This window comes from Pseudomonas chlororaphis subsp. chlororaphis (genome assembly GCF_003945765.1).
Classification (GTDB): domain Bacteria; phylum Pseudomonadota; class Gammaproteobacteria; order Pseudomonadales; family Pseudomonadaceae; genus Aquipseudomonas; species Aquipseudomonas chlororaphis.
In genome coordinates this window covers 2,646,015-2,671,391 of record NZ_CP027712.1, presented here as the reverse complement: position 1 = coordinate 2,671,391, position 25,377 = coordinate 2,646,015, and the positions used below count along the sequence as shown (strand labels likewise).

General features: G+C 64.2%; 19 protein-coding genes. 11 read left to right on the top strand and 8 right to left on the bottom strand.

Going from position 1 to position 25,377, the window contains the following annotated elements; all coding sequences use genetic code 11:
- Positions 1-4: 4 nt before the first annotated feature.
- From C4K27_RS12340 to C4K27_RS12325, 4 genes are all read right to left on the bottom strand, one after another.
- Positions 5-1,258, bottom strand: coding sequence for an OprD family porin (locus C4K27_RS12340; protein WP_053260659.1), 1,254 nt, complete (start codon positions 1,256-1,258; stop codon positions 5-7).
- Positions 1,259-1,410: 152 nt separating this feature from the next.
- Entirely contained in the window at positions 1,411-2,715 is a 1,305-nt protein-coding gene (locus tag C4K27_RS12335) for a CitMHS family transporter (RefSeq protein ID WP_053260658.1), read from the bottom strand.
- A 129-nt stretch (positions 2,716-2,844) separates the two neighbouring features.
- Entirely contained in the window at positions 2,845-4,167 is a 1,323-nt protein-coding gene (gene dctA / locus C4K27_RS12330) for a C4-dicarboxylate transporter DctA (protein WP_053260657.1), read from the bottom strand.
- A 45-nt stretch (positions 4,168-4,212) separates the two neighbouring features.
- Complete coding sequence (locus tag C4K27_RS12325; RefSeq protein ID WP_053260656.1) at positions 4,213-5,289, bottom strand: 4-oxalomesaconate tautomerase; 1,077 nt, start codon at positions 5,287-5,289, stop codon at positions 4,213-4,215.
- Positions 5,290-5,458: 169 nt separating this feature from the next.
- On the opposite strand from C4K27_RS12325, the gene C4K27_RS12320 reads away from it, so the two are divergent.
- The 5 genes from C4K27_RS12320 to C4K27_RS12300 all read left to right on the top strand — a co-directional run bounded on the left by C4K27_RS12320 (position 5,459) and on the right by C4K27_RS12300 (position 12,299).
- Positions 5,459-6,349 carry a LysR family transcriptional regulator gene (locus C4K27_RS12320; RefSeq protein WP_009043295.1) on the top strand — a complete coding sequence of 297 codons (891 nt, stop codon included), beginning with the start codon at positions 5,459-5,461 and terminating at the stop codon, positions 6,347-6,349.
- 220 nt (positions 6,350-6,569) lie between these two features.
- A complete protein-coding gene (locus tag C4K27_RS12315; protein WP_053260655.1) occupies positions 6,570-8,393 on the top strand; it encodes a monovalent cation:proton antiporter-2 (CPA2) family protein in 1,824 nt (607 codons plus the stop codon).
- A gap of 137 nt (positions 8,394-8,530) precedes the next feature.
- Positions 8,531-9,631, top strand: coding sequence for a DNA alkylation repair protein (locus C4K27_RS12310; protein ID WP_053260654.1), 1,101 nt, complete (start codon positions 8,531-8,533; stop codon positions 9,629-9,631).
- 17 nt (positions 9,632-9,648) lie between these two features.
- Complete coding sequence (locus tag C4K27_RS12305) at positions 9,649-10,044, top strand: YybH family protein (protein ID WP_053260653.1); 396 nt, start codon at positions 9,649-9,651, stop codon at positions 10,042-10,044.
- Positions 10,045-10,418: 374 nt separating this feature from the next.
- Complete coding sequence (locus C4K27_RS12300) at positions 10,419-12,299, top strand: DUF3857 domain-containing transglutaminase family protein (protein WP_053260652.1); 1,881 nt, start codon at positions 10,419-10,421, stop codon at positions 12,297-12,299.
- Between the two features lies 1 nt (position 12,300).
- Here the strand turns inward: C4K27_RS12300 and C4K27_RS12295 are convergent, their stop codons facing one another.
- A complete protein-coding gene (locus C4K27_RS12295) occupies positions 12,301-13,203 on the bottom strand; it encodes a LysR family transcriptional regulator (protein WP_053260651.1) in 903 nt (300 codons plus the stop codon).
- A gap of 133 nt (positions 13,204-13,336) precedes the next feature.
- On the opposite strand from C4K27_RS12295, the gene C4K27_RS12290 reads away from it, so the two are divergent.
- Positions 13,337-14,983, top strand: coding sequence for a GMC family oxidoreductase (locus tag C4K27_RS12290; protein ID WP_053260650.1), 1,647 nt, complete (start codon positions 13,337-13,339; stop codon positions 14,981-14,983).
- Positions 14,984-15,187: 204 nt separating this feature from the next.
- Complete coding sequence (locus tag C4K27_RS12285; RefSeq protein WP_053260649.1) at positions 15,188-16,810, top strand: MFS transporter; 1,623 nt, start codon at positions 15,188-15,190, stop codon at positions 16,808-16,810.
- 120 nt (positions 16,811-16,930) lie between these two features.
- Here the strand turns inward: C4K27_RS12285 and C4K27_RS12280 are convergent, their stop codons facing one another.
- Positions 16,931-18,364, bottom strand: a complete 1,434-nt coding sequence (locus C4K27_RS12280) for a serralysin family metalloprotease (protein ID WP_053260648.1) — start codon at positions 18,362-18,364, stop codon at positions 16,931-16,933.
- Positions 18,365-18,642: 278 nt separating this feature from the next.
- Between C4K27_RS12280 and C4K27_RS12275 the strand changes: the two genes are divergently transcribed.
- Positions 18,643-18,939 carry a hypothetical protein gene (locus tag C4K27_RS12275; RefSeq protein ID WP_007925020.1) on the top strand — a complete coding sequence of 99 codons (297 nt, stop codon included), beginning with the start codon at positions 18,643-18,645 and terminating at the stop codon, positions 18,937-18,939.
- 187 nt (positions 18,940-19,126) lie between these two features.
- On the opposite strand, the gene C4K27_RS12270 is transcribed toward C4K27_RS12275, so the two are convergent.
- Positions 19,127-21,487: a DNA polymerase II gene (locus C4K27_RS12270; RefSeq protein WP_162235128.1), complete on the bottom strand. Its 2,361-nt coding sequence runs from the start codon at positions 21,485-21,487 to the stop codon at positions 19,127-19,129.
- A gap of 569 nt (positions 21,488-22,056) precedes the next feature.
- On the opposite strand from C4K27_RS12270, the gene C4K27_RS12265 reads away from it, so the two are divergent.
- Positions 22,057-22,386, top strand: a complete 330-nt coding sequence (locus tag C4K27_RS12265; protein WP_009043285.1) for a hypothetical protein — start codon at positions 22,057-22,059, stop codon at positions 22,384-22,386.
- A gap of 147 nt (positions 22,387-22,533) precedes the next feature.
- Here C4K27_RS12265 and C4K27_RS12260 read toward each other — a convergent pair whose 3' ends face one another.
- Complete coding sequence (locus C4K27_RS12260) at positions 22,534-23,178, bottom strand: hydrolase (protein WP_007925013.1); 645 nt, start codon at positions 23,176-23,178, stop codon at positions 22,534-22,536.
- A gap of 176 nt (positions 23,179-23,354) precedes the next feature.
- On the opposite strand from C4K27_RS12260, the gene C4K27_RS12255 reads away from it, so the two are divergent.
- Positions 23,355-24,257: a LysR family transcriptional regulator gene (locus tag C4K27_RS12255; RefSeq protein WP_053260645.1), complete on the top strand. Its 903-nt coding sequence runs from the start codon at positions 23,355-23,357 to the stop codon at positions 24,255-24,257.
- A gap of 141 nt (positions 24,258-24,398) precedes the next feature.
- A complete protein-coding gene (locus C4K27_RS12250; protein ID WP_053260644.1) occupies positions 24,399-25,058 on the top strand; it encodes a methyltransferase family protein in 660 nt (219 codons plus the stop codon).
- The last annotated feature ends 319 nt before the right edge of the window (positions 25,059-25,377 follow it).

The window sequence follows — 25,377 nt, the reverse complement described above, 5'->3', positions numbered from 1 at the left end:
ATCCTTACCAGAGCGCGACCTCGTAGGTGAAATAGAGGCGGTTGCTGTCGCGCCCCCGGGCGAAGTCGGAGCGGTACACATAGTTGCGCAGCTTCACCCCCAGGCCCTTGAAGCGGCCTTGCTGCACCACATAGGCCAGTTCGGCATCGCGTTCCCATTCCTTGATCGCCGAGTTTGACCGGCCATCGCTGCCGCTCAGGTAGCGGGTGGAAAACGCCAGCCCCGGCACCCCGAGCCCGGCAAAGTTGTAGCCGTAGCCGAGCATCCAGGTTTTCTCGTCCTCCTCGATGAACTTGCCAATGCCCACGTTGCTGAACGAGTACACCGTGGCGCCGCTGATATAAGGCAAGCCGGCATCACCGCTGAGCACCTGATAGCCGCCACTCAAGGTATGGCCGGCCACGGCATAGGACAGCAGCCCGCTGAGCATATCGTTGTCGATGTTGCCGCCGTAGGCCGAACCGCTGTCGCTGCTGTGGAAGTAACGCAAGTCACTGGTCAGCACGCCGGCGCCCAGCTTCAGGTCGTGCTGGAGACCGGCGAAGTGCTGCCGGTAGAAGTGCTCGAGCTCGCCGTAGAAGTAGCTCAGGCGCAAGTCTTTGCCGAGCTTGTAGTCGGCCCCGGCATAGGTGAAGTCCCCGGACTTGTCGCCGGCATAACCGTCCGCCACGATCGGCACGCTGTCGCTGGAATCGCGCAGCTTGAAGCGATCCAGCCGGCCGGCGGTGAACGTCAGGTTGTCGATGTCGCTGCTGGTGAGCTGCGTGCCCTGGTAGGTCTGCGGCAGCAGCCGCGCGTCGTTGTAGATCAGCACCGGGTTCCTCGGCAGCAAGGTGCCATGCTTGAGCGTGGTCCCGGCCAGCCTGGCCTTGGCCGTGACACCGGCACTGGCGAACGCGTCGGCGGCGCGACCGTCGTCATGCACCGGCAGCAGGCCGGTACCGCTGCGGCCCCGCCCCGAGTCGAGTTTGACCCCGACCAGGGCCAGCCCGTCGATACCCAGGCCGAGGGTGCCGGGGGTGAAACCCGACTGGAAATCCAGCAGCAGGCCCTGGGCCCACTCCGTGCGCTCGCTCTTGGCCGTGCGTGCCGCCCGGGCGCTCAGGCCATGCTCGTCACGGAAGTTCTCATTGAAGTAAACATTGCGCAGTTGCAGCTTGAGCGTGCTGTCGTCGCTGAAGCCTGCCGCGCCGACGGTCGTCAGCGGCAACAGGGCGACCAGAGGAAACCACGCCCCAGGGGTGATCGAACGGCTCATATCGGACTACTCATTGTTGTTATTCGAGTTGTTGTTTTTTTAAGGTGCAGCTATTCGAGGTGCCGTTATTCAAGGTGCAGGTGCCGCGCGCCATGGACCCGGCGCGCCAGGGAACACCCGATGGTTCAGGGGGATGACTCAGGAGAACAGGCTCAGGAAAACAGGGTCAGCGCGCCGGTCAGCAGGGCCAGGGCGGTAATTACCAGGGAGGTCAGGACCGCCCATTTGACGGTGGCTTTCTGGAAGTCGCCGATGTCGCGGTCGACCATCCCCACCAGCAGCAGGGTCGAGGCCACCAGCGGGCTCATCAGGTGCACCGGCTGACCGAGGATCGAGGCCCGGGCGATCTCCAGCGGATCGATGCCATAGGCCGCCGCGGCATTGGCGAGGATCGGCACCACGCCGAAGTAGTAGGCATCGTTGGACAGCACGAAGGTCAGCGGCATGCTGGTGATGGCCACCACCAGCGGGAACAGATGCCCCCACGACGGCGGAATCCAGTCCACCAGGGTCTGCGCCAGGGCATCGACCATCTTGGTACCGGAGAAGATCCCGGCAAAGATGCCGGCGGCGAACACCAGCAGCACCACCGTCATGGCATTGCCCGAATGGGCGAGGATCCGCTCTTTCTGCATCTCCAGTTGCGGGTAGTTGATCATCAGCGCCAGCACGAAGCCGATCAGGAACAGGATCGCCGAATGCATCAGGCCCATCACCAGCGCCACCATCACCGCCACCACCAGCAACAGATTGACGTAGGCCAGCTTCGGTCGCTTGCAGGGCGTGTCTTCGACAATGGCCTTGATGTAGCAGTTGCCGCCACCGCTCTGCAGCTGGGTGTTGCCGATACGCTTGCGCTCGGCGCGGCCCAGCAGGAAGGCGCTGAACACCACCCAGGCCGCACCGCCGATCATGGTCGGCAGCAACGGCACGAAGTACTCGCCGGCATCCAGCCCCAGGGCGGCGATGGCCCGGGTGGCCGGACCGCCCCAGGGGGTCATGCCGCTCATGATGCTCAGGGACAGCATGGCGATGGTGGCGAGGATCATCGGGTTCATGCCGATACGCTTGTACAGCGGCAGCATCGCCGCGCAGGTGATCATGTAGGTGGTGGTGCCGTCGCCGTCCAGGGCCACCAGCAGCGACAGCAAGGCGGTGCCGACGGCGATCTTCACCGGGTCGCCGTTGACCCGCTTGAGGATCTTGCGGATCAGCGGGTCGAACAGGCCCGCGTCGATCATCAGGCCGAAGAACAGAATCGCGAACAGCAGCAGCGCCGCGGAGGGGGCGACCATTTTCAGGCCGTCGAGCATCATTTTTCCGGTGCTGCCGGCAAACCCGCCGATCACCGCGAAGACAATCGGCACCAGGGTCAGGGCAACGATCGGGGACAAGCGTTTGGTCATGATCAGGAAGGTGAACACGACCACCATGGCCAGGCCGAGTAATGCAAGCATGAAGGATTCTCTTGTTGTTATGGACAAGCATGGCCGACGCCCAGGCGCACGGCCCCCTACCCGCCAGGCGGGGCCTGGCGAGGGTTTCAACCGGAGTCAAAAACGGAAGGTGGAGGGAGCCGCAAGCGGCTAGAGGTGTTTGCCGGCCTGCGCCGGCTCCCAGGCTGGGTCACTGGCCTGGGCGTTGGGCGTCGCCTTGCCATCCAGGGTCTGTAGCAGCACCTGGCGATCGCAGGCGTTTTCCGACAGCGAGATCACCACCGTGGCCACGGCATTGCTGGCCAGGCTGGTGAGCGCCCGGGCCTCGGACATGAAGCGGTCGATGCCGATCAACAGCGCCAGCCCCGCCAAGGGGATGTCGTGGATCACCGTCAGGGTCGAGGCCAGGGCGACGAAGCCGCTGCCAGTCACCCCCGCCGCGCCCTTGGACGACAACAGCATGATCGCCAGCATCGTGATCACCTGCCCCAGGCTCAAGTCGATGTTGCAGGCCTGGGCAATGAAAATCGCCGCCAGCGACAGGTAGATGGCCGTGCCATCGAGGTTGAACGAATAGCCGGTGGGCAGCACCAGGCCCACCACGCCTTTCTTGCAACCCAGGGCCTGGAGCTTTTCCAGCATGCGCGGCATCACCGGCTCGGTGGATGAGGTGCCCAGCACCACCAGGAACTCTTCACGCAGGTAGCGCAACAGCTTCCACAGGCTGAACCCATGGGCGCGACAAATCCCCCCCAGCACCACGAAGACGAAGAATCCGCAGGCGATGTAGAGGGTCATGATCAGCTTGGCCAGGGCGCCCAGGGAGGTGATGCCGTACTGGCCGACCGTGAAGGCCAGCGCGCCGAACGCCCCGATCGGGGCAAAGCGCATCAGGTAGGAAAAGATCTTGAACACCATGTGCGAGGCGGCTTCCAGTACATCCAGCACGGGCTTGCCGCGCTCGCCCAGGGACGACAGGGCAAAACCGCAGAGCACCGCGATGAACAGCACCGGCAACACCTCGCCCTTGTTGAAGGCGCCGATAAAGGTCTCGGGAATGATGTGCATGAAGAACTCCACCACCCCCAGCTTCGCCGCCGACTCGGTGTACTGCGACAAGCCCTGGGTACTCAGGTGAGTGGGGTCGATGTTCATGCCCGCGCCGGGCTTGAACAGGTAGACCGCCACCAGGCCGATGATCAGGCTGACCAGCGTCAGCGCCAGGAACAACAGCAGGGTCTTGCTCAGGAGGCGGCCCAGGGAACGCTTGTCGTTCATCCCGGCGATCCCGGTGACGATGGTGCAGAACACCACCGGCGCGATCATCATCTTGACCAGCCTGATGAAGGCATCGCCCAGGGGCTTGAGGGCAATGGCCTGCTGGGCCCAGAAGTGCCCGACCACCACGCCCAGCAGCACGGCACAGATGATCTGGAAGTAGAGCGATTTAACGACTTTCATGGCATCACCCATTTTTAGAATTGTTCTGATGCGAACGACTGTCACTGCGGTGCAGGACTATCCGGCCAGGCGTTGTGACGCCGGGGCGTAGACGAAACCGGAGAACAGCCTTCGCGCGGTACGTACCACCGAGGCGCGAATGGTCTCTCCCTGGTTGCCGGTGTAGGACAATACGACATCGATCCCGCCACTGGGATGTTCCAGGCGCACTTGCTTCAGTTGTGTGGCTCCGCCCAGCAGTTCGGCGGCGACGCTGCCCTCGCTGACACAGGCGGTGGCCAGGCCGATGGCGCCGGTGATGGCTAGCGCGCGATGGCAGCTGTGCGGCATGAAGTAACGCGCCTGCAAGGTGCCGCCGGCCACCGCCGGCGAGATCAGCACCGGCTTGGGGATCACCTTGTCGCTGACGTCGCCCAGGCCCATGGCCAGGCCCGCCTGCAAGCGCAGGGACTCCAGCCGCCGCAGGAAGTCCTTGTCGGCGTCCAGCTCGGCCGGGGTTTCATCCCCGCGCTTGCCCAATTGACCGGCCTCGACGATCAGCAGCGGCATGGCCATGTCGATGCAGGTCACCGGTACGCCATCGATCAGGTCCCGGGTGTTCCCGGTGGGGAAGAGTTTGCCGGTCTTGCTGCCGGCGGCGTCGAGGAACGTCAGTTGCACCGGAGCGGCGGTGCCGGGCACGCCATCGATGGCGGTATCGCCTTCGTAGCTGACCTTTCCCGCCGGCGTCTGCACCAGGGAATTGACGAAGGTGCCGGTATTGAGATTGCGGATCCGCACCTGGGTCTGCTCGCCCGTGGCCTTGACCAGGCCTTGCTCGACGGCGAAGGGGCCGACCGCGCACAGCATGTTGCCGCAGTTGGGCGCCGTATCGACCCGGCGCTGGGACACCATCACCTGCACGAACAGGTAATCGACATCGGCCTCGGGGTGCAGCGACGGGCTGACGATCGCGACCTTGCTGGTCTGCGGGCTGCCACCGCCAATGCCGTCGATCTCCAGTTCATGTCCCGAGCCCATCAGGTCGAGCAGCAGCTCATCACGCTGTTCGATGGACACCGGCAGATCCCAGGCGAGAAACACCGGCCCCTTGGAGGTACCGCCGCGCATGAGCACACAAGGAATTCGTTGCATGGACACAGACTCTTGTTAATCAATCGGGTTAATTGATGTTCTGGGCACAAGAGTGTCAGGGAATAAATCATGTTTCCAATGCAAAGATCGTAGCAATTATTGCGTTTCACACATGAAAAATTTAAGGTGAACAGCGCCTGCCTTCCCGCCCCCGCTTGAGACGAAAAACATGGAATATGAGCTCCAGGACATAAGATCCTTCGTGAAAATCGCCGAACTCGGAAGTTTCCACGAGGCGGCCGATGCCCTGCACTTGTCCCAGCCGGCCCTGAGCCGCCGGATCAAGAAGCTGGAGGAAGGCCTGGGCACCGCCCTGCTCGACCGCACCACGCGCAAGGTCAGCCTGACCAGCGTCGGCCGGGACTTCCTGCCCAAGGCCCGGCGCCTGCTGGATGACTTCGACGACTCGATCCTCAATATCCGCGAACTGGCGGAACGGCAGATCGGCCAGGTGACCCTGGCCTGCATTCCCACCGCGGCCTTCTACTTCCTGCCGTCGGTGATCCGTCTCTACAACGAGCGCTATCCGAAAATCCGTATCCGCCTGCTCGACCTCAGCGCCAATGAAGGGCTGGAAGCCGTGCTGCGCGGCGAAGCGGATTTCGGCATCAACATGATGAGCGGGCAGCACCCGGACATCGAGTTCGTGCCCCTGGTCAACGAACCTTTCGTACTGGCGTGCCGGCGTGACCATGAACTGGCGAAAAAGGCCTCGGTCACCTGGTCGGAACTCAGCGATTACCGACTGATCGGCGTCGGCCGCCTGAGCGGCAACCGGATGCTGCTGGACCACGCCCTGTCCGGCCTGAGCTGGCGTCCCCAGTGGTTCTACGAGGTGCAGCACCTGTCCACCTCACTGGGCATGGTCGAGGCCGGGCTCGGGGTGTCGGCCATGCCCAGCCTGGCCATGCCCGCGGCCGACCATCCGACCCTGGTGAGCATTCCGCTGAGCGAACCGGTGGTCAACCGCACCCTGGGCCTGGTCTACCGGCGCGGCGCCTCGCTGTCGCCGGCGGCGGAAAAGTTCGTGTCGATCCTGCTCGAGCAATGGCCGCATTGACGATCGATGGTGCAGGCACGCCAGTATCGAAGAGCACGAATGCCTGCAACCTGCGCCTGACAACCTGCGGCGTATCGGCCATTAACGGCTGACTGCGCCGGCCCCAGACTTTATGCTGCACAGCCATCCCCCCATGGAACCTGCGGGCCAAACGGTTGCCTGAGGCGCAGCCGTTGTTTTCCGCGCACCACCCAATACCCGTTTTCCCAGGAGTAAGCCCATGCCCCATGAAGGCAACCTGTTGCAAGCCGCTGTCGTGTTTCTGTTCGCGGCGGTGCTGACCGTTCCCCTGGCCAAGCGCCTGCAACTGGGGGCCGTGCTCGGTTATCTGCTGGCCGGGGTGATCATCGGCCCGGCGGTGCTGGGGCTGGTGGGCAACCCACAGAGCATCAGCCATGTGTCGGAGCTGGGGGTGGTGTTGCTGCTGTTCATCATCGGCCTGGAGCTGTCGCCCCGGCGCTTGTGGGTGATGCGCAAAGCGGTGTTCGGCGTCGGTTTGGCCCAGGTGCTGCTGACCGGGGTGGTGATCGGCTGCGTCGCCCTGTTCCTGTTTGGCCAGCCGCTCAACAGCGCGATCGTGCTGGGCCTGGGCCTGGCGTTGTCGTCCACCGCCTTCGGCCTGCAAAGCCTGGCCGAACGCAAGGAGCTGACCAGCCCCCACGGGCGCCTGGCGTTCGCCATCCTGCTGTTCCAGGACATCGCGGCGATTCCGTTGATCGCCATGGTCCCGGTATTGGCCGGGGCCGACCACAACACCAGCAGCGCCGAAGACCTGCGCCATGGCCTGCAAGTGCTGGGCAGCATCGCCGTGGTGGTGATCGGCGGGCGCTACCTGTTGCGCCCGGTGTTCCGGGTGGTGGCGCGCACCGGCCTGCCGGAAGTGTCCACCGCCACTGCCTTGCTGGTGGTGATCGGCACCGCCTGGCTGATGGACATGGTTGGCGTGTCCATGGCCCTCGGCGCCTTTCTCGCCGGCCTGCTGCTGGCGGACTCGGAATATCGCCACGAACTGGAAGCGCAGATCGAACCCTTCAAGGGCCTGCTGCTGGGGCTGTTTTTCATCAGCGTCGGCATGGGCGCCAATATCGGCCTGCTGTTCAGCGCGCCGATCGCGGTGCTGGGCCTGACCCTGCTGCTGATCGCCATCAAGCTGCCGCTGTTGTTCGTGGTCGGGCGCCTGGCCGGTGGCCTGGGGCGCTTGAGCGCGGTGCGCCTGGGCGTGGTGCTGGCGGCCGGCGGCGAATTCGCCTTCGTGGTGTTCAAGATCGGCCGCGACCAGGGCCTGTTCGAGGCGCGCCTGTATGACCTGCTGGTGCTGACCATCACCCTGTCCATGGCCGTGACCCCGCTGCTGCTCCTGGCCTGCGCGTGCTTCTTGCAGCCCAAGGCCAAGCCCGTGGAGATGCCCGCCGAATACCGTGAGATCGAAACCGACGCGCCACGGGTGGTGATCGCCGGCATGGGCCGGATGGGCCAGATCGTCGCGCGGATCCTGCGGGCGCAGAACATCCCCTTCGTGGCCCTCGACACCTCGGTCGACACCATCGAGCTGACCCGCAGCTTCGGTGGCATGCCAGTGTTCTACGGCGACCCGATGCGAGCGGAAATCCTCAAGGCGGCCAAGGTCGGCGAGGCGGAGTACTTCGTGATCGCCACCGACGACCCGCAGACCAACATCAACACCGCGGCGGTGGTGCGCAAGCTCTACCCGCACATCAAGATCATCGCCCGCGCCCGTAACCGCCAGCACGTGCACAAGCTGGTGGACCTGGGGGCCGAAGCGGTGCGGGAAACCTACTACTCCAGCCTGGAAATGAGCCGCAAGGCGCTGATCGGCCTGGGCCTGACCCACGCCCAGGCCGACTCGCGGATCAAGCGCTTCACCGCCCACGACGAACAGGTGCTCGAAGCCCAGCACGCGATCTACGACGACCACGCGAAGATCCTGCAATCGGCCCAGGAAGCCCGGGCCGAGCTGGCGCGGCTGTTCGAGGCGGACGCCGAGGACGAGCAGGCCGAAGGCGTGTTGCCGGCGCCGCGCTGAACCTCGGGCCGCGCGCTGCGGCCTTTCGCGGGCAAGCCTCGCTCCTACAGAAGCGGGGCTTGCCGGGGCGCTCCTGACACAATCTGTCAGCTCGCTGCGCTACAGTGCCCGGCGCCCCGTCCCGAATGGATACGCCGATGACCGCCACCAGCAACACCCCTGCCCTCAAGGAAATCTTCAACGCCGAACGCCTGGAACACATCGCTGAAGAAATGCTCGCGGTGTACCCGGCGTTCGACCACCGCGGCTTTCTCGCCCACGCGAACAAGGGCCTCGCCGAGTTGTCGGTGATGCAGCGCCTGGCGCGGGTCAGCGAGAGCCTGCACGCGGTGCTGCCGGCGGACTACGACGCCAACCTCGCACGGCTGTACGATCTCGCGCCGCGCCTGGACAGCCGCTTCGTCTGCATGTTCCTGCCGCACTATGTGGCCAGTTACGGCGGCCATGCCTTCGAGCGCTCGATGGCGGCGCTCAAGTATTTCACCGCCTTCGGCTCCTCGGAATTCGCCATCCGCCCGTTCCTCGCCAGCGACCTGTCGCGCACCCTGGCGGTGCTGCAGGGCTGGGCCCGGGACGACAACGAGCATGTGCGCCGCCTGGCCAGCGAAGGCAGCCGCCCGCGCCTGCCCTGGTCGTTCCGCCTGGCGCGGATCCAGGCCGACCCGACCCTGGCTGTGCCTATCCTCGAATGCCTCAAGGCCGACCCCAGCCTGTACGTGCGCAAGTCGGTGGCCAACCACCTCAACGACATCAGCAAGGATCATCCCGACTGGCTGCTGGGGTTGCTCGAAGGCTGGCCGCTGGACCACCCGCACACCGCCTGGATCGCCCGCCACGCCCTGCGCAGCCTGATCAAGCAGGGCCATCGGCGGGCGCTGGCGATTGTCGGCGCCGGGCATGCGCCGCAGGTGAAGTTGCATGGCCTGCGGGTCGAGCCGGCGGTGATACGCCTGGGCGAACGGATCAACCTGTCCTTTGCCCTGGAGTCCACTGCCGACGCCAGCCAGCGCCTGGTGGTGGATTACGCCATCGACTACGTCAAGGCCTCGGGCGGCACCCGCGCCAAGGTGTTCAAGCTCAAGGCCTTCACCCTGCCGGCCAAGGCCCGGGAGCAACTTGGCCGCGCCCAGCACATCCGCGAACTGAGCACCCGCCGTCACTATCCCGGGCGCCATGCGCTGCATATCCTGGTCAACGGCGAACGCCTGGGCAGCACGGCGTTCGATATCCACAACTGAAACCGCAAGGAGCGAACATGCCGGCCCATCCGCTGAAAACCCTGATCGAAGCCGCCGACCGCGCCATCACCGCCGAAGACTTCGACAGCCTGATGGATTTCTACGCCGAGGACGCCACGCTGGTGGTCAAGCCGGGCCTGGAAGCCCGGGGCAAGGAACAGATCCGCCGGGCCTTCGTGGCCATCGCCGAGCACTTCAACCACAGCATGGTGGTCCGGCAGGGCGAGATGCAGGTCATCGAAGGCGCCGGCACTGCACTGGTGATCATGCATACCCTGCTCGACACCCTGGATCGGGACGGCATCGCCAGCACCCTCGAACGGCGCGCCACTTATGTTTTTCGCCATGAGCCGGCGGATGGCTGGCGCTGTGTGATCGACAATTCCTACGGCACCGACCTGCTCGACGGCTGAGCCAGTGGGCGCCGATCTCGTAACAAATTGTTTCGCAAAATCAGCCAAGCCACTTCTTGCAGAAACAACGGAAAGCCGCCTGGAACTGTTCAGCCCGCAGATATGGCTTTGCGCCATATCTGCGGGGGCAAAAACGGTATTTCGAGGAAAAATCCCAGCACTGCGGACACCCTTCCCAGCCGTCCAACAATCCCGACCTCTCCAAAGAAACCGCTCTATCTCGGGCATTTCAGCCAAGACTAATTGTCAGACAATGGTGTAAATCCGTATTGCGATAAATTATCATTTGGCGCCTCCCCCGCCAGCCATGCCCCTGGCACAGGTGATTCGACCGGTGCGACGTGGCTGATTTCAATGATTCACCCGAGGCGCTCATGTACCGTTTTCCGCTTTACCGTCCCCTGATCTGCGCCGGTCTCGGACTGCTCTCCTGGCAAGCCTTTGCTGCCTATCAACCGCAATCGGAAGCCGCCCTGGCCGCCGACTCCGAAATGGAATGCCAGTTCAACGCCGACCACAGCAGCGACTGCACCACCACCCAGCACTACAGCATCCTCACCCCGGCGGGCCGGGACATGCTTTCGCGCATCGACTTCAGCTATGCCGAAACCGACGGCTTCGAACTGCGCAAGGCCGAATTCACCCAGCCGGGCGGCAAGCCCGTGGCGCTGGCGCCGGCGCAGATCGATACGCGCACCGCGCCGAATCCGGAACAGGGTTTCCTGCGCGAGAAGCAGACGTCCCTGGCCTTCCCCAACCTGCGGGTCGGCACCCGGCTCAGCTACACCGTGCAGCAGCACTACGCGGCCAAACCGCTGCTGGGGCAGTTCCACTCGGTGCTGCAGTTCGGCCCCAAGCCGGTGCGCCAGGACAGCTTCAAGATCACCTACCGCGCCACGCGCCCGATCGTCTGGCGCAGCGAGCAGATGGACGACTACCGTTTTACCGCCAGCAGCGACCGCAAAAAACTGACCATCGAGCAGAAGGCGCCGGTCTTCCTCAACTACATCAATGAACCCTCGATCGGCTTTATCCAGCGGGTGCCGCGGGTCGAGCTGGGCAGCAGCACCGAGGTGCAGGACTATTTCGGCCCCCTGGCCCAGCGCTACCAGCAGATCCTCGCCGCGCCCCTGCCGCCAGCCAGCGCCAAGGCCGTGGCCGGCCTGCGCAACCTGCCGCCAGCCCGGAAAGTGGCCGGGCTGATGCAGCACATCAACGACAACTACCGCTACCTGGGCGACTGGCGCGCCACCGAGCGCGGTTACCTGCCCTTCGAGCTGAAGCAGATCGAGCAGCGCGGCTATGGCGACTGCAAGGACCTGGCGGTGCTCCTGGCCGCCATGCTCAAGGCCAGCGGGATCAAGGCCGAGACGGCCTGGGTCAGCCGCGAGAACGTCGTCGCGCCGCTGTTGATCCCCGGCACCCATGCGCCGAACCACGCCATCGTGCGGGCCGAGGTCGATGGCAAAGTGTGGTGGCTGGACCCGACCAACCCGGTGTTCGACCCGGGCCGCAGCATGCCCGACATCCAGGAGCGCTGGGCCTTTGTCAGCGACGCCAAGGGCCAGGTGCGCGAGGACTACATCCCCCTGGAAACCCCGGACACCAGCCTCGTGCTGGACAAGCAGGAGCACTTCGACAGCAACGGCCAGGCCCGGGTCAACGCGCGTATCGAGTTCAGCCATATGGAGCTGATGCGGCTGATGGTCTCCGACAACCAGAACGGTATCGCCAGCAACGACCAGGGCCTGTGCGAGCGTTTCACCCGGGAACTGCGCGACTGCCAGATCAGCCGCGAGCCGACTGCCTTCGTCGCGCCTGCGACCTACCGGATCAAGGCCTCCCTGACCGACCTCAAGCCCCTGGAAAACATCTCCGGCAACTACTTCTACAAGGCTCCGGCCCTGGAGGGCGACTGGGACTTCCTGGTCAACTATCGCCGCAACGGCCAGTTGGCGGACCTGTACATCGGCGACGCCAACACCCTGCGCTACACCTTCACCCTCTCCGGTGCCCGGCTGGACAAGGACATCAAGGCCTGCAACGTGCGCTCGCCCTGGTTCGACATGGACCTGAGCAGCGAACGGGTCAAGGGCGAGTACCGCTATCACTACCGCCTGAGCCAGAAAAAGCGCTGGCTGAGCCATGACGAAATCGTCAGCGCGCCATTCGACGCCATGGTCAGCCAGGCCAAGGCGTGCGCCGAGCAAACGCGGCAACTGGTCCAGCTCAAGGGCACAGCGAAAAAAACCTGAATCAGGCCAGGGAGTTCGGCTCGGCGAGCAGCAAGCCCTGCTCGGCCGCGCACAGCTCGACCACGTAGTCCCACACCACGCGCAAACGCACGGATTTGTGCAGCTCGCGGCGGGTGCTGATCCAGTAGGCGCGCTGGATGCTCTCGCTGGGCAGCAAGGGCACCAGTTGCGGATCGCCGGCGGCCATGTAGCACGGCAGCACGGCGATGCCGAGGCCGGAGCGCGCGGCCTGTTGCTGGGCGATCACGCTGGTGCTGTGGAACACCACCTGGGGGTTGCGGCAGAAGCTGGTGAGGAAGATCAGCTCCTGGCTGAACAGCAGGTCGTCGACATAGCCGATCCAGGCATGCCGCCCCAGGTCCTCGCGGCTGCGCAAGGGCGGTGCGCGGTCCAGGTAATCCTGGCTGGCGTACAGGGCCAGGCGGTAGTCGGTGAGCTTGCGGGTCACCAGCATGTCGGCGTTGGGCCGCTCCAGGTGGATGCTGATTTCCGCCTCGCGGTTGAGGATGCTGACAAAACGCGGCACCGCCACCAGCTCCACCTCCAGCCCTGGATAACGCTCGAACAGGCCACGCATGCGGCTGGCGAGAAACATGATGCCCAGGCCCTCGGTGACGCCCACGCGGATCTTGCCCAGGGGCGCCGTGGACTGGGTGATTTCCTCCTGGGCCAGCAAGGCCACGTTCTCCATGGCTTCGGCGTGCTTGAGCAAGGCCTCCCCGGCCGGCGTCAGCTCATAGCCCTGGGCATGCTGGACGAACAGCGCAGTGCCCAGGCTTTTCTCGATCGCCTCGATATGCCGGGCCACCGTGGCATGGGTGGTCTTCAGCCGCTGGGCCGCGGTCAGCAGGCGGCCGCTGCGTTGCAGCTCGAGAAAAAACCGCAGGTCGTTCCAGTCGAACATGACTCTTCCTTGCAGATGCCGGGGGGAAGCCGCTGTTTAAAAACGCACAGCGGCTGAGCAAAAACTAACATTCTTTTAACGAAAGCTAACAACTAGGATGAGCCGCAACAAGAACGATAAAACGAGGTCATGGATGCTGCCTGCCTTTGATCCCTACGACTACATAGTGGTCGGCGCCGGTCCCGCCGGTTGCCTGCTGGCCAATCGGCTGTCCGCCAACCCGGCCCACCGTGTCCTGCTGCTGGAAGCCGGTGGTCGCGACAACTACCCCTGGATCCATATCCCCGTCGGCTACCTGTTCTGCATCGGCAACCCGCGCACCGACTGGTGCTTCAAGACCGAAGCCGAACCCGGCCTGCAAGGCCGCAGCCTGAGCTACCCGCGCGGCAAGGTGCTGGGCGGCTGCTCGTCGATCAACGGCATGATCTACATGCGCGGCCAGGCCGGCGACTATCAGCGCTGGGCCGCCGACGGCAACCCCGGCTGGAACTGGCAGGACGTGCTGCCGCTGTTTCGCAAAAGCGAAAACCACTTTGCCGGCGACTCGCAATTCCACGGCGCCGCCGGCGAATGGCGGGTCGAGCGCCAACGCCTGTCGTGGCCGATCCTCGATGCCTTCCGCAACGCCGCCGAACAGAGCGGCATCGCCAGCGTCGACGACTTCAACGGCGGCGACAACGAAGGCTGCGGCTACTTCCAGGTCAACCAGAAAGCCGGGGTGCGCTGGAATGCCGCCAAGGCCTTCCTCAAACCGATCCGCCAGCGACCCAATCTCACGGTGCTGACCGGGGTCGAGGTCGATCGGGTGCTCCTGGAAAACGGCCGCGCGGCGGCGCTCAGCGCCCGTTACCAGGGCCAGCCGCAGACCTTCAAGGCGCGTCGCGAAATCATCCTCAGCGCCGGTTCCATCGGCTCGCCGAGCATCCTGCAGCGTTCGGGAATCGGCCCCGCCGCCCTGCTGCAACGCTTGGGCATAGGCGTCGCCCACGAACTGCCGGGGGTCGGCGGCAACCTGCAGGACCACCTGCAACTGCGGCTGATCTACAAACTGGAAAACGCCCGCACCCTGAACCAGATCGCCGGCAGTCTGTGGGGCAAGCTGGGCATGGGCCTGCGCTACCTGTACGACCGCAGCGGCCCGCTGTCCATGGCGCCGAGCCAACTGGGGGCGTTTGCCCGCTCCGGGCCGGAACAGACTTCGGCCAACCTCGAATATCACGTCCAGCCGCTGTCGCTGGAACGTTTCGGCGAACCGCTGCATGCGTTCCCGGCCTTTACCGCGTCGGTCTGCGACCTGCGCCCGCAAAGCCGTGGCCGGGTGCAAATCCGCTCCGCCGACCCGCAGGCGGCGCCGCTGATCCAGCCCAACTACCTGAGCCACCCGGAGGACCTGCGGGTCGCCGCCGACGCCATTCGCCTGACCCGGCGCATCGTCGCCGCGCCGGCCCTGCAAGCCTTCAAGCCGACCGAATACCTGCCGGGGGCCGAGTTGCGCAGCGAAGAACAACTGCACGAAGCCGCCGCGCGCATCGGCACCACCATCTTCCATCCGGTGGGCACCTGCCGCATGGGCCAGGGTCCGGAGGCGGTGGTCGATGCCGAGCTGCGGGTACATGGCATCCCCGGCCTGCGCATCGCCGATGCCTCGATCATGCCGTACATCACCTCCGGCAATACCTGTTCACCGACGCTGATGATCGCCGAGAAGGCCGCCGAGCTGATTCTCGCCACCTCGACCAGGAGCCCTGCCGCCGAAAAACCAAGCGTTACCGCGGCCTGAATTGGGTAGGAGCAAGGGGGACGCCCAGTTCTTGCTCGCGAGAGGCCCTTGAGCCTTGCAGCGCTCTATAGGCCGCCATCGCGAGCAAGCTTCGCTCCTACGACACAAGGCACGGTGCAGAAGACAGCGACAAGATGCAGATAGCGACGCCACGCTGGCGCCGACAGTGGAACAACAAAAACAATCACTGTGAGGGATATCGATATGTCGGAACATGCTCAATCGATGGACGCGGCAGTCGCCGCGCCCACCAGCCAGGAAAGCCAGAAAGTCATCTTCGCCTCGTCCCTGGGGACGGTGTTCGAGTGGTACGACTTTTTCCTCTACGGCGCCCTCGCGGCAGTCATCAGCAAGCAGTTCTTCGCCGGGGTCAACGACACCACCGCCTTTATCTTCGCCCTGATGGCGTTCGCCGCCGGCTTCGTGGTGCGGCCGTTCGGCGCGCTGGTGTTCGGTCGCCTGGGGGACATGATCGGGCGCAAGTACACCTTCCTCGCCACCATCATTCTCATGGGCCTGGCGACCTTCGCCGTGGGCCTGCTGCCGACCTACTCGAGCATCGGCATCGCCGCGCCGATCATCCTGGTCGCCCTGCGCATGCTCCAGGGCCTGGCCCTGGGCGGTGAATACGGCGGCGCCGCGACCTACGTCGCCGAGCACGCGCCCCAGGGCAAGCGCGGTTTCCACACCAGCTGGATCCAGTCCACCGCGACCCTCGGCCTGCTGCTGTCGCTGCTGGTGGTGCTGGGCTGCCGCTACTTCACCGGCGATCAGTTCGAAGTCTGGGGCTGGCGCCTGCCGTTCCTGCTGTCGATCGTGCTGCTGGGCATTTCCACCTGGATCCGCCTGAGCCTGCATGAGTCGCCGGCCTTCCTGAAGATGAAAGAAGAAGGCCGCGCCAGCAAGGCGCCGATCCGCGAGTCCTTCGGCAAATGGGAAAACCTCAAGGTGGTGCTGATCGCCCTGTTCAGCATCAACGCCGGGCAGGCGGTGACCTTCTACGCCGCGCAGTTCTACGTGCTGTTCTTCCTCACCCAGTTCCTCAAGATGGACCCGGCCCTGGCCAATATGCTGCTGATCATCAGCGTGGTGATCGGCGCGCCGTTCTTCATCTTCTTCGGCTGGCTGTCGGACAAGATCGGCCGCAAGCCGGTGCTGATGGTCGGCCTGCTGCTGGCCACCGCACTGTACTTCCCGATCTTCAAGTCCCTGGCCCACTACGCCAACCCGGCCATCGACCAGGCCAGCCGCCAGGCGCCGATCAGCGTGCTGGCCGACCCCGCCACCTGCACCTTCCAGTTCGACCCGGTGGGCAAGGCGCGTTTCGACAGCCCGTGCGACAAGGTCAAGACCTTCCTGGTCAAGCAGGGCCTGCCCTACACCAGCGTCGCCGCGCCCGCCGGCAGCCCGGTGCAGGTCAGCGTCGGCGACGTGCAGATCGACGGTTTCGACGAAGCGGCCCTGCGCGGTGCCGTGACCCTGGCCGGCTACCCGCAACAGGCCGACACCCAGAACGTCAACAAAACCATGGTGGTGGTGCTGATCGTCGCGCTGATCCTGATCGCCGCCATGTGCTACGGCCCGCTGGCGGCGCTGATGGTCGAGCTGTTCCCGACCCGCATCCGCTACACCTCCATGTCCCTGCCCTACCACATCGGCAACGGCTGGTTCGGCGGCTTCCTGCCCACCGTGTCCTTCGCCCTGGTGGTGTACACCGGCGATATCTTCTACGGCCTGTGGTACCCGGTGGTGATCACCGGGGTCAGCCTGCTCGTCGGCCTGATCTGCCTGCGCGAGACCCGCAACGTCGATATCGACAAGAACTGAAAAGCCCGGCTGACGGTAGCGCCCCAAGCAGGGTTGCAGGCCTTGGGGCCCTCAGCGTCAGCCAAGGGGACCTGGCAAAAAAAACGGCGCGCCATGGCGCGCCGCTTTCGTTGCTGTCGATCAGGCCACGATATCGGTGGTCGCCGCCTGGCCAACGGTGCCCACGGCGAAGTCCACCGCGCCCAGGCCGGTGAGGTCGACCAGCAGGCTGGTCTGGTCGGTCTCGGCGTAGTAGGTCAGGATCGCGTCGCCGGCATGGCCGGTAAAGCCGCTGACGAAGTTCAGGCTCGCCTGCCCCGAGGCGAACGGCGCCAGGCCGCTGAGGTCGATCTTGTCCTGGCCGCTGGTGAAATCCATGATCCAGTCGGGCTCGTCGAAGGTCGAATCGGATGCCGCGCCGAACACGAAGGTGTCCGCTCCCGCCCCGCCCCATAGCGTGTCGCGACCGCCGCCACCGTAGAGGATGTCGTTGCCGGCACCGCCTTCGAGGATGTTGGCCGCGGCGTTGCCGATCAGCAGGTCGTTGCCCGAGCCGCCGATGGCGTTTTCCAGGGTCACGCCGTGGGCCACGGACACGTTGCCCACCAGGCCACCGACGTCGGAGAACGAGCCCTCGTTGAGGTTGATCTTCTGGTTCTGGGTGAAGCCGGAGAAGTCCAGGGTGTCGTTGCCGCCGCCGTCCCACACCGAGAACACCAGCTTGGAGGCAGATGAGCTGGCGCTGTAGAAGTCGCGCCCGGTGTTGGAGTTGAAGCCGTACACGGTGTCGTCGGCGCGGGTCTCGTGGTTGGCGCCGTAGAGTTTCTGCACCGCGACGATATCGTCCATCAGCGGCGCCGAGGCGTAGGCGCCACCACCGTCCTTGCTGAAGTCCTGCCCGGTGTTGCTCTCGCTCCAGTAGCTCATCAGGCTGTAGCCGCGCGTGTCCTGGGCGTAGGTGGCATCGTTGTAGGTCGGGTTGCCGTTGCCGGCGTTGTAGGTGCCCGGATGGGACAGGCCCAGGCTGTGGCCGATTTCGTGGGTCAGGGTCTGGCGGCCATAGTTGCCGTTGCCCGGGGTTTCGTTGACCCGGTACTGATCGTTGATCAGGTACCAGGACTGGCCGTCATAGCTGCCGCCCGAAGGCAGGTAGGCGAAAGCCGCGCCACCGGTGCTGACGCTGTAGTTGCCGAAACTCAGGTGCCCGTCACCGCCGCTCGCGGCTTCATTGAAGCGCACATTGGCCACGTCCGACCAGGATTGCAGGGCCAGGAACGCCTGGGCTTTCTGCAAGGCGCTGAACTCGCTGAAGCTACCCAGGTTCGGGTTGTAGTTGGCCGGCTTGCTGGTGAGGAAGCTGTAGCTGAGCTCGACCTTGCCGTCGCCATTCTGGTCGTGCCAGGACAGGCCCTTGCGCAGGATCTGCTCGGCGGCCTGGTCCGCGGTGTACGACGGCTTGCCATTCACCAGCTCCGCGCCGCCACGGTCATAGGCATGGCTGAAGGCAGTGATCAGTTGGTAGGCATCGCTGCCCGGAGCTGCCGAAAAACCGGCATTTTCTTTGGCTTTTGACATCATTTACATCCTTGTTAAACGCTGAAAATTTCCGATAGACCACGGCGACCTGTTAGCGAGATCGTCCTATCACTCGCCCTATTCAAGGCGGGGAAAAACTGACACAGACCCTGGCGTGGCGTCCACGATTTTTATTGTCGGACAATATGCCCGGGCGACTTTGCGCCTCATTAAAATCGCTACCCAGCCCCTGCCCCGGCGTGCCATACGCTAAGCTTCAGCGCTAATGGAACCGCTGCCACACTCGTGCTTCTGCCTGTTTCCCGAAGGAGTCCACAATGAAAAAAATCCTCCTGAGCTGCGCCCTGTCGATCGTTGCCAGTGCCGCCCACGCCGAAGGCATCCCGCTGTTCAACGTCGACTGTCCGGGCAATATTCCGGTCAGCGCGGAGGAAGGCGGGCCGGTGTTCATCAACGGCAAAGAGGCCCAGACCAAGACCGTCAACGAGCGCTATTTCGAGGCCAAGGGCTCGGGCATCACGGTGGACATCAGCGTGGAGGACGACGACTCGGTGGTCGTGACCTACAGCGGCAAACAGGGTGCCAGCGGCATTTGCACCTCGGTCGACGACTGAGCCAACTCACTCACGTGTAGCCGCTGCCGAGCCTGCGAGGCTGCGATCGGCAGCGCAGCGGCCGCAGCAGGGGCATCGCGGTTACCCTGACTCAATGCATTCTCAGGTTTTGCGCCTGCTGCGTCGGAATGCCGCCCAAGTCGTTCGCAGCCTCGCAGGCTCGGCAGCGGCTACGACGAGACGCCTCCTAGAACAACCCCATCTGCCCACCCACCAGGGTGCTGAAGTCGTCCTGCACGAACGGCAGGATGGCATCCGCCACCGGCTGCAATTGGCGGGTCACGTAGTGATCGTAATCGATGGCCGCGGTGCGGTTTTCCAGGGGTTCGGGACCGGCCAGGGTGATCACGTAGCTGATCCAGCCACCGTTCTGATAACGCTGGGGCCGGCCCTGCCGCTGGTTGTATTCGTCAGCCAGGCGCGCGGCGCGCACATGGGGCGGCACGTTGCGTTCGTAATCGTCCAGTTGGCGGCGCAGGCGCTTGCGGTACACCAGCTGCTCGTCCAGTTCGCCGGCCAGGGTGCGCCGCACGTAATCGCGCACATAGTCCTGGTACGGCTGACGGTGGAAGATCCGCTGGTACAGCTCCTGCTGGAACTGCTGGGCCAGCGGCGACCAGTCGGTGCGCACCGCTTCCAGGCCCTTGTAGACCATGTCCTGGGTGCCGTCGGCGCGGGTCACCAGGCCAGCGTAGCGCTTCTTGCTGCCCTCCTCCGCGCCACGAATGGTCGGCATCAGGAAACGGCAGAAGTGGGTTTCGAATTGCAGCTCCAGGGCGCTTTCCAGGCCGTACTCATCGCGCAGGTGATCGCACCACCACTGGTTGACGTGCGCCACCAGCGCGCGGCCGATGCGCGTGGCGTCCGCCTCGGCGTGGGCGCTGCCGAGCCAGACGAAGGTCGAGTCGGTGTCGCCGTAGATCACCTTGTGCCCATGCGCCTCGATCAGCTGGCGGGTGCGACGCATGATTTCGTGGCCGCGCATAGTGATCGACGACGCCAGGCGCGGATCGAAGAAGCGGCAGCCGCTGGAACCGAGCACACCGTAGAAGGCGTTCATGATGATCTTCAGCGCCTGGGACAGCGGCGCGTTGTGTTCGCGCTTCGCCACTTCGCGGCTCTCGGCGACCCGGGCGACGATCGAGGGCAGGCAATGCCGGGTGCGGGAAAACCGCGCGCCGCGAAAGCCCGGCACCGATTGCTCGTCCGTTGGTTGGCGCAAGCCTTCCACCAGCCCCACCGGATCGATCAGGAAGCTGCGGATGATCGACGGGTACAGGCTCTTGTAGTCCAGCACCAGCACCGACTCGTACAGACCGGGCCGCGAGTCCATGACAAAGCCGCCGGGGCTGGCTTGCGGCGGCTTCTCGCCAAGGTTCGGCGCAACGAAACCCTGGCGGTGCATCAGCGGCATGTACAGGTGGGTGAAGGCCGCCACCGAGCCGCCGTTGCGGTCGGCCGGCAGGCCGGTGACGGTGGCCCGTTCGAGAAGAAAGGTGAGCAGCTCGGTCTTGGCGAAAATCCGCGTCACCAGCTCGCAGTCCTTGAGGTTGTAACGCGCCAGGGCGGGCTTGTCCTCGGCGAACATGCGGTTGATTTCGTCCATGCGCTGGTAAGGGTTGTCGATCGACTTGCCTTCGCCAAGCAGGGTCTGGGCGACGTTTTCCAGGCTGAACGACGGAAAGCTCCAGGTCGCCGAGCGCAGGGCCTCGATGCCGTCGATGATCAGGCGCCCGGCGGCCGCAGCGAAATAATGGGTACGGCTGCCGTGTTCGCGCCACTGCATCTCTTCGCCGCCGCGCCCCAGGCGCAAGGGCACCGCCAGGCGACGCGCGTGTTCGTGCAGCACCCGCAGATCGAACTGCACCAGGTTCCAGCCGATGATCGCATCCGGATCGTGCCGCGCCAGCCACTGGTTGAGGCGTTCGAGCAACTGCTCGCGGCTGGCGCAGAACTCCAGGTCGAAATCCACCGCGCTGTCGTCCTCGCGAGCGCGGCCGAGCATGTACACCTGGCGCTGGCCGCAGCCTTCCAGGGCGATGGAATACAGCTCGCCGGTCTCGCTGGTCTCGATATCCAGCGACACCAGCTTCAACGCCGGCCGGTAGTCCGGCGCCGGTTTCATCTGCGCCTCCAGCAGTACCCCGCCCTCGCCCGGGGTGCCGCCGAACCACACCGGCGCGGTGATGAAACGCTCCATCAGGTAGCGCTCGGGCGGCCGCACGTCGGCCTCGAGCACCTCGACCCCGGCGCGGCGCAGGGTCTTGTCGAGGCGGATCAATTGATTGTGCTGCGGGCAGTACAGGCCGAGCACCGGGCGGTGCTGGAAGTCGCACAGGCCCAGGGGCCGCAATTGCACATCGCGGTCGTCGGCCAGCAGGCGCCGGGCCTGTTCCTGCTGTTCGGCGGGAATGAAGGCCACGGAGGTCTGCACCGGCAAGCGGATCTGGCGCGGCCCGGCATCGGTCGCCAACCAGAACTCGACTTCCGTGCCTGCCGGCGTGTCACGCCAATGCCGGGTCAGGACGAAGCCCTGCTGTAAATCCACCACTGCAACCTCAAGCACCTGTTTCAAGGTCTCGATTCTACCTGTCCTCGGTCGCGATAGCCCGTTCCACTCATGTGCCGAAAGGTTTTGTCGGACAATATGTAGTGCTTTAAAATTTTCACTACAAAACCGTTGACGAGGCGAATTTGCCCTTGCATGATGCAGGCGTCTCCCCGATCGGGAGACTTGGCAAAGGTGTTATGAGCAAGCTCGTCTGACCGCCGAGCTGTTAACCCGGATGTGTACTGCCCACAAGGCAGATTGATGAAACTGACCTGGCATGAACGTCCAGTACAAAGGGCGGGAAGCTGGCGAAAACTCCTCAAGATGCTTGTGGCCGAAACTGAAAACTTCGGCAGCTTGATCCAGGTTTACGCTGCTTCTCTTCGTTGTGACGCTATTGCGTAGCAGTTAATCAAGACGACTACACGCATCAGGCTCTGGGCCTTATCTGTATCCGACAGACACCCTCTGTCGCCCTGTTTCCGGTATCAGGGTTCAACTTACCGATGTAGCGATATCAATTAGCGACTCAACTAGATAGATCGAAATGGTCAAGGGGCTTACAAATGAATCTGAACAATCAACCTACTATTGATGAACTGTCTCATCTGTTCGCGGCACAGAAAGACAGCCATGACAGCCACATCCTGTGGATTGCCAAGTCTGGCCAGGTCCATATCGACTGCCTGTCGCCCCACGCCCATGAAGAAGAGTTCGACAAGAACAACCAGGACCTGCTGGCCCGCCTGAAAATGTACCGCCGTGGCCAGGGCTACGTCGGCAAGAAGGCCGCCGCCGACAGGGACTTCATCGGACGGGTATTCGATACCCTGAAGAATGAATGGCAATCGCTGCAGAACAAGTCGGAAGTTCGGGTGATTGATCGGTTCTGCTAAGTGCAACTTGTCGTTGTCGCTGATCAACCGTTGATCCATTAAATAGAAAGGGACGCTCCAATAAGAGCGTCCCTTTTTTATTGCAACTTGCCAGATAGTTGGACGACGCGGTGTTTCTGCTAAACCGCGTTATCCTTGGCGGCAGACTTACTTGACCTGACGCTGCGGCGCCTTGTGCACCATGGTGTAGGCGTAATCCACGCCCATGCCGTAGGCGCCGCTGTGCTCGCGAACCAGGTCCATCACCGCGTCGTAGGTGTCCTTGTGCGCCCAGTCGCGTTGGAACTCGAGCAGTACCTGCTGCCAGGTCACCGGCACCGCGCCGGCCTGGATCATCCGTTGTACCGACATGTCGTGGGCTTCCTGGGTGGTGCCGCCGGAAGCGTCGGTGACGATGTACACCTCGTAGCCTTCGGCCAGGGCTTCCAGGGCCGGGAAGTTCAGGCAGACCTCGGTCCACAGCGCGGCCATGATCAGTTTCTTGCGCCCGGTAGCCTTGACTGCTTCCACCAGTTTCTTGTCTTCCCAGGAGTTCATCGAGGTGCGCTCGATCGGCTGGTGATCCGGGAACACGCTGAGCAGTTCCGGCCAGATGTAGCCGCTGAAACTCTCGGTTTCCACCGAAGTGAAAATGGTCGGCACATTGAAGATCTTCGCCGCCTTGGCCAGGCCCACGGTGTTGTTCTTCAGGGTCTGGCGGTCGATCGACTGCACGCCGAAGGACATCTGCGGCTGGTGGTCGATCAGGATCAGGGCAGAGTTGCTTGGGTTGAGCAGTTCACGGATAGACATGGCGCGTTCCTTTTGCTGTCGAGTGGGTTCAAGCGTTGAGTTGCACAATTCGGGAGCTCGGCGCGGGTTCCGCTGCGGGAGGCTTTGCGGCCGGCTTGGTGGCTAATTTATGGGTTGATATAAAAAGGAACAATTCCCTAAAATCGAGAATCATTGATTCCAAAAAAGGGACAGTCATGGATCGCATCGAATGCATGCGCGCGTTTGTCGTCACGGTCGATGCCAACGGCTTCGCCGCCGCGGCCCGGGCCATGGACGTGCCGCGCTCGAAAGTCAGCAAACAGATCCAGGCGCTGGAGGAAGCCATCGGCGTGCAGTTGCTGCACCGCACCACCCGCAGCCTGCACCTGACCGAAGCCGGTGCCGAGTACTACGAGTCGGCGCGGGAAGTCCTGGCCGCCGTGGACGAAGCCGAACAACGGGCGCGGGATGGCATCGGCGAATTGCGCGGGGTGCTGCGGGTCAACGCGCCGATGTCCTTCGGCCTGCGTCGCCTCGGGCCGCTGGTGCCGCTGTTTCATGAGCAGCACCCGAACATCGAATTGCAGCTGGTGCTCAGCGACCAGCAAGTGGACCCGGTGCGCGGCGGTTTCGATGTGACCATCCGCATCGCCAGCCTGGCCGACTCGTCGATGGTCGCCAAGCTGCTGGCCCCGGCCCCGCGGATCATGGTGGCCTCGCCGGATTACCTGAAGCGCGCCGGCACCCCGCAGACACCCCGCGACCTGACCGCCCACCAGTGCCTGAACTACGGCTACCTGCAAAGCGGGGTCAGCCTGCAGTTGAGCAACGGCAAGGACACCCAGCGCGTCCATGTCACCGGCCCGCTGCACGCCAACAACGGCGACCTGCTGGCCCAGGCCGCCGAGGCCGGCATGGGCATCGCCCTGCTGCCCGACTTCATCGTCGCCGACGCCCTGGCCGCCGGCCGCCTGGTGCCCGTGCTGTGCGAATGGCAGGCGCCGCCGATCAGCATCCACGCGGTGTACCCATCCGCCCGGCGTGTGCCGCAGAAGACCCGGGCCTTTATCGAGTTCCTGGTCGCCCAACTGGCCGACAAAGCGCCCGTGCTGCCGTAGGCACGCGATGCAAACGACGCAGTGCATCAGCCACAGTGCTTCGCGGGCAAGCCTCGCTCCTACAGAGGCCGGGCGGCGCGGGATGTGGCGACGATGGACCTACACTGAAGGCATACACCTCGGCATTCGTGAGGGGCCATCATGCGTAACTCTCCCCAACTCGCGGCGCTCAGCCTGATCGCTACCCTCGCCTACCTCGGCCTGGCCATCCTCGGCATGGGCGGACCGGTGGCGTTCTTCTCCCACCCGGCGTTGTGGGTCATTACCCTGTCCCTGCTGGCCATGGCCGGTGTGGCCCAGTTCAGCGAAGGCAACCTGAGCCCCGGCAAACAGGAAGACCGGGAAAACCGCTGGGTCCTCGTCGCCTTCGGCATTCTCGGACTGTTGCTGGCCTTTCTCCCCGCCTACACCGACCGCCTGCATTTCTGGACCTTTGGTAGTGCCGACGTGCGCTGGTTCGGCGTGGTGTTCTTTATCGGCGGCGGCATATTGCGGCTGTGGCCGGTGTTCGTGCTGGGCAAGCGCTTCAGTGGCCTGGTGGCGATCCAGCCCGGCCACCAGTTGGTGACCACCGGTATCTACGGCACCCTACGCAACCCGAGTTACCTGGGGCTGCTGATCAATTGCGTGGGCTGGGCCCTGGCCTTCCGCTCCGGGGTCGGCCTGCTGCTGACCGCCTTGATGCTGATCCCGCTGATTGCCCGCATCCACGCCGAAGAAGCCTTGCTGCGCAAAGAATTCGGCAAGCAATACGACACTTACTGCGCCTACACCTGGCGCCTGGTGCCGTGGGTTTACTGAGGTTTTTTTCCGCCGTGCTGCCGGGAGCGGTGTTAAATATTTTGTGACGCGCCCCTTGGCAGCGAGGACCAGTCCCGGTAAAACGGTGAGCCTCACTTGCACGAAATGTCCGTGAATTCTTGACGAGATCCGCCGGCCGATGAACGCCTTGTGTTGCCGCCCGCCCTGCCAGACCCGCGCTGCTGCCCCGTGCAGCCGCTTCGGCATCGGCATTGGAACGGCAACAACGCAACGCACCCACGGCGATCTCCACGGCAACCCCGGGGACCTGCGATGAAACTGCTGGTCAACCTGCCCATGGCCCTGTGCCGCTCCCGCC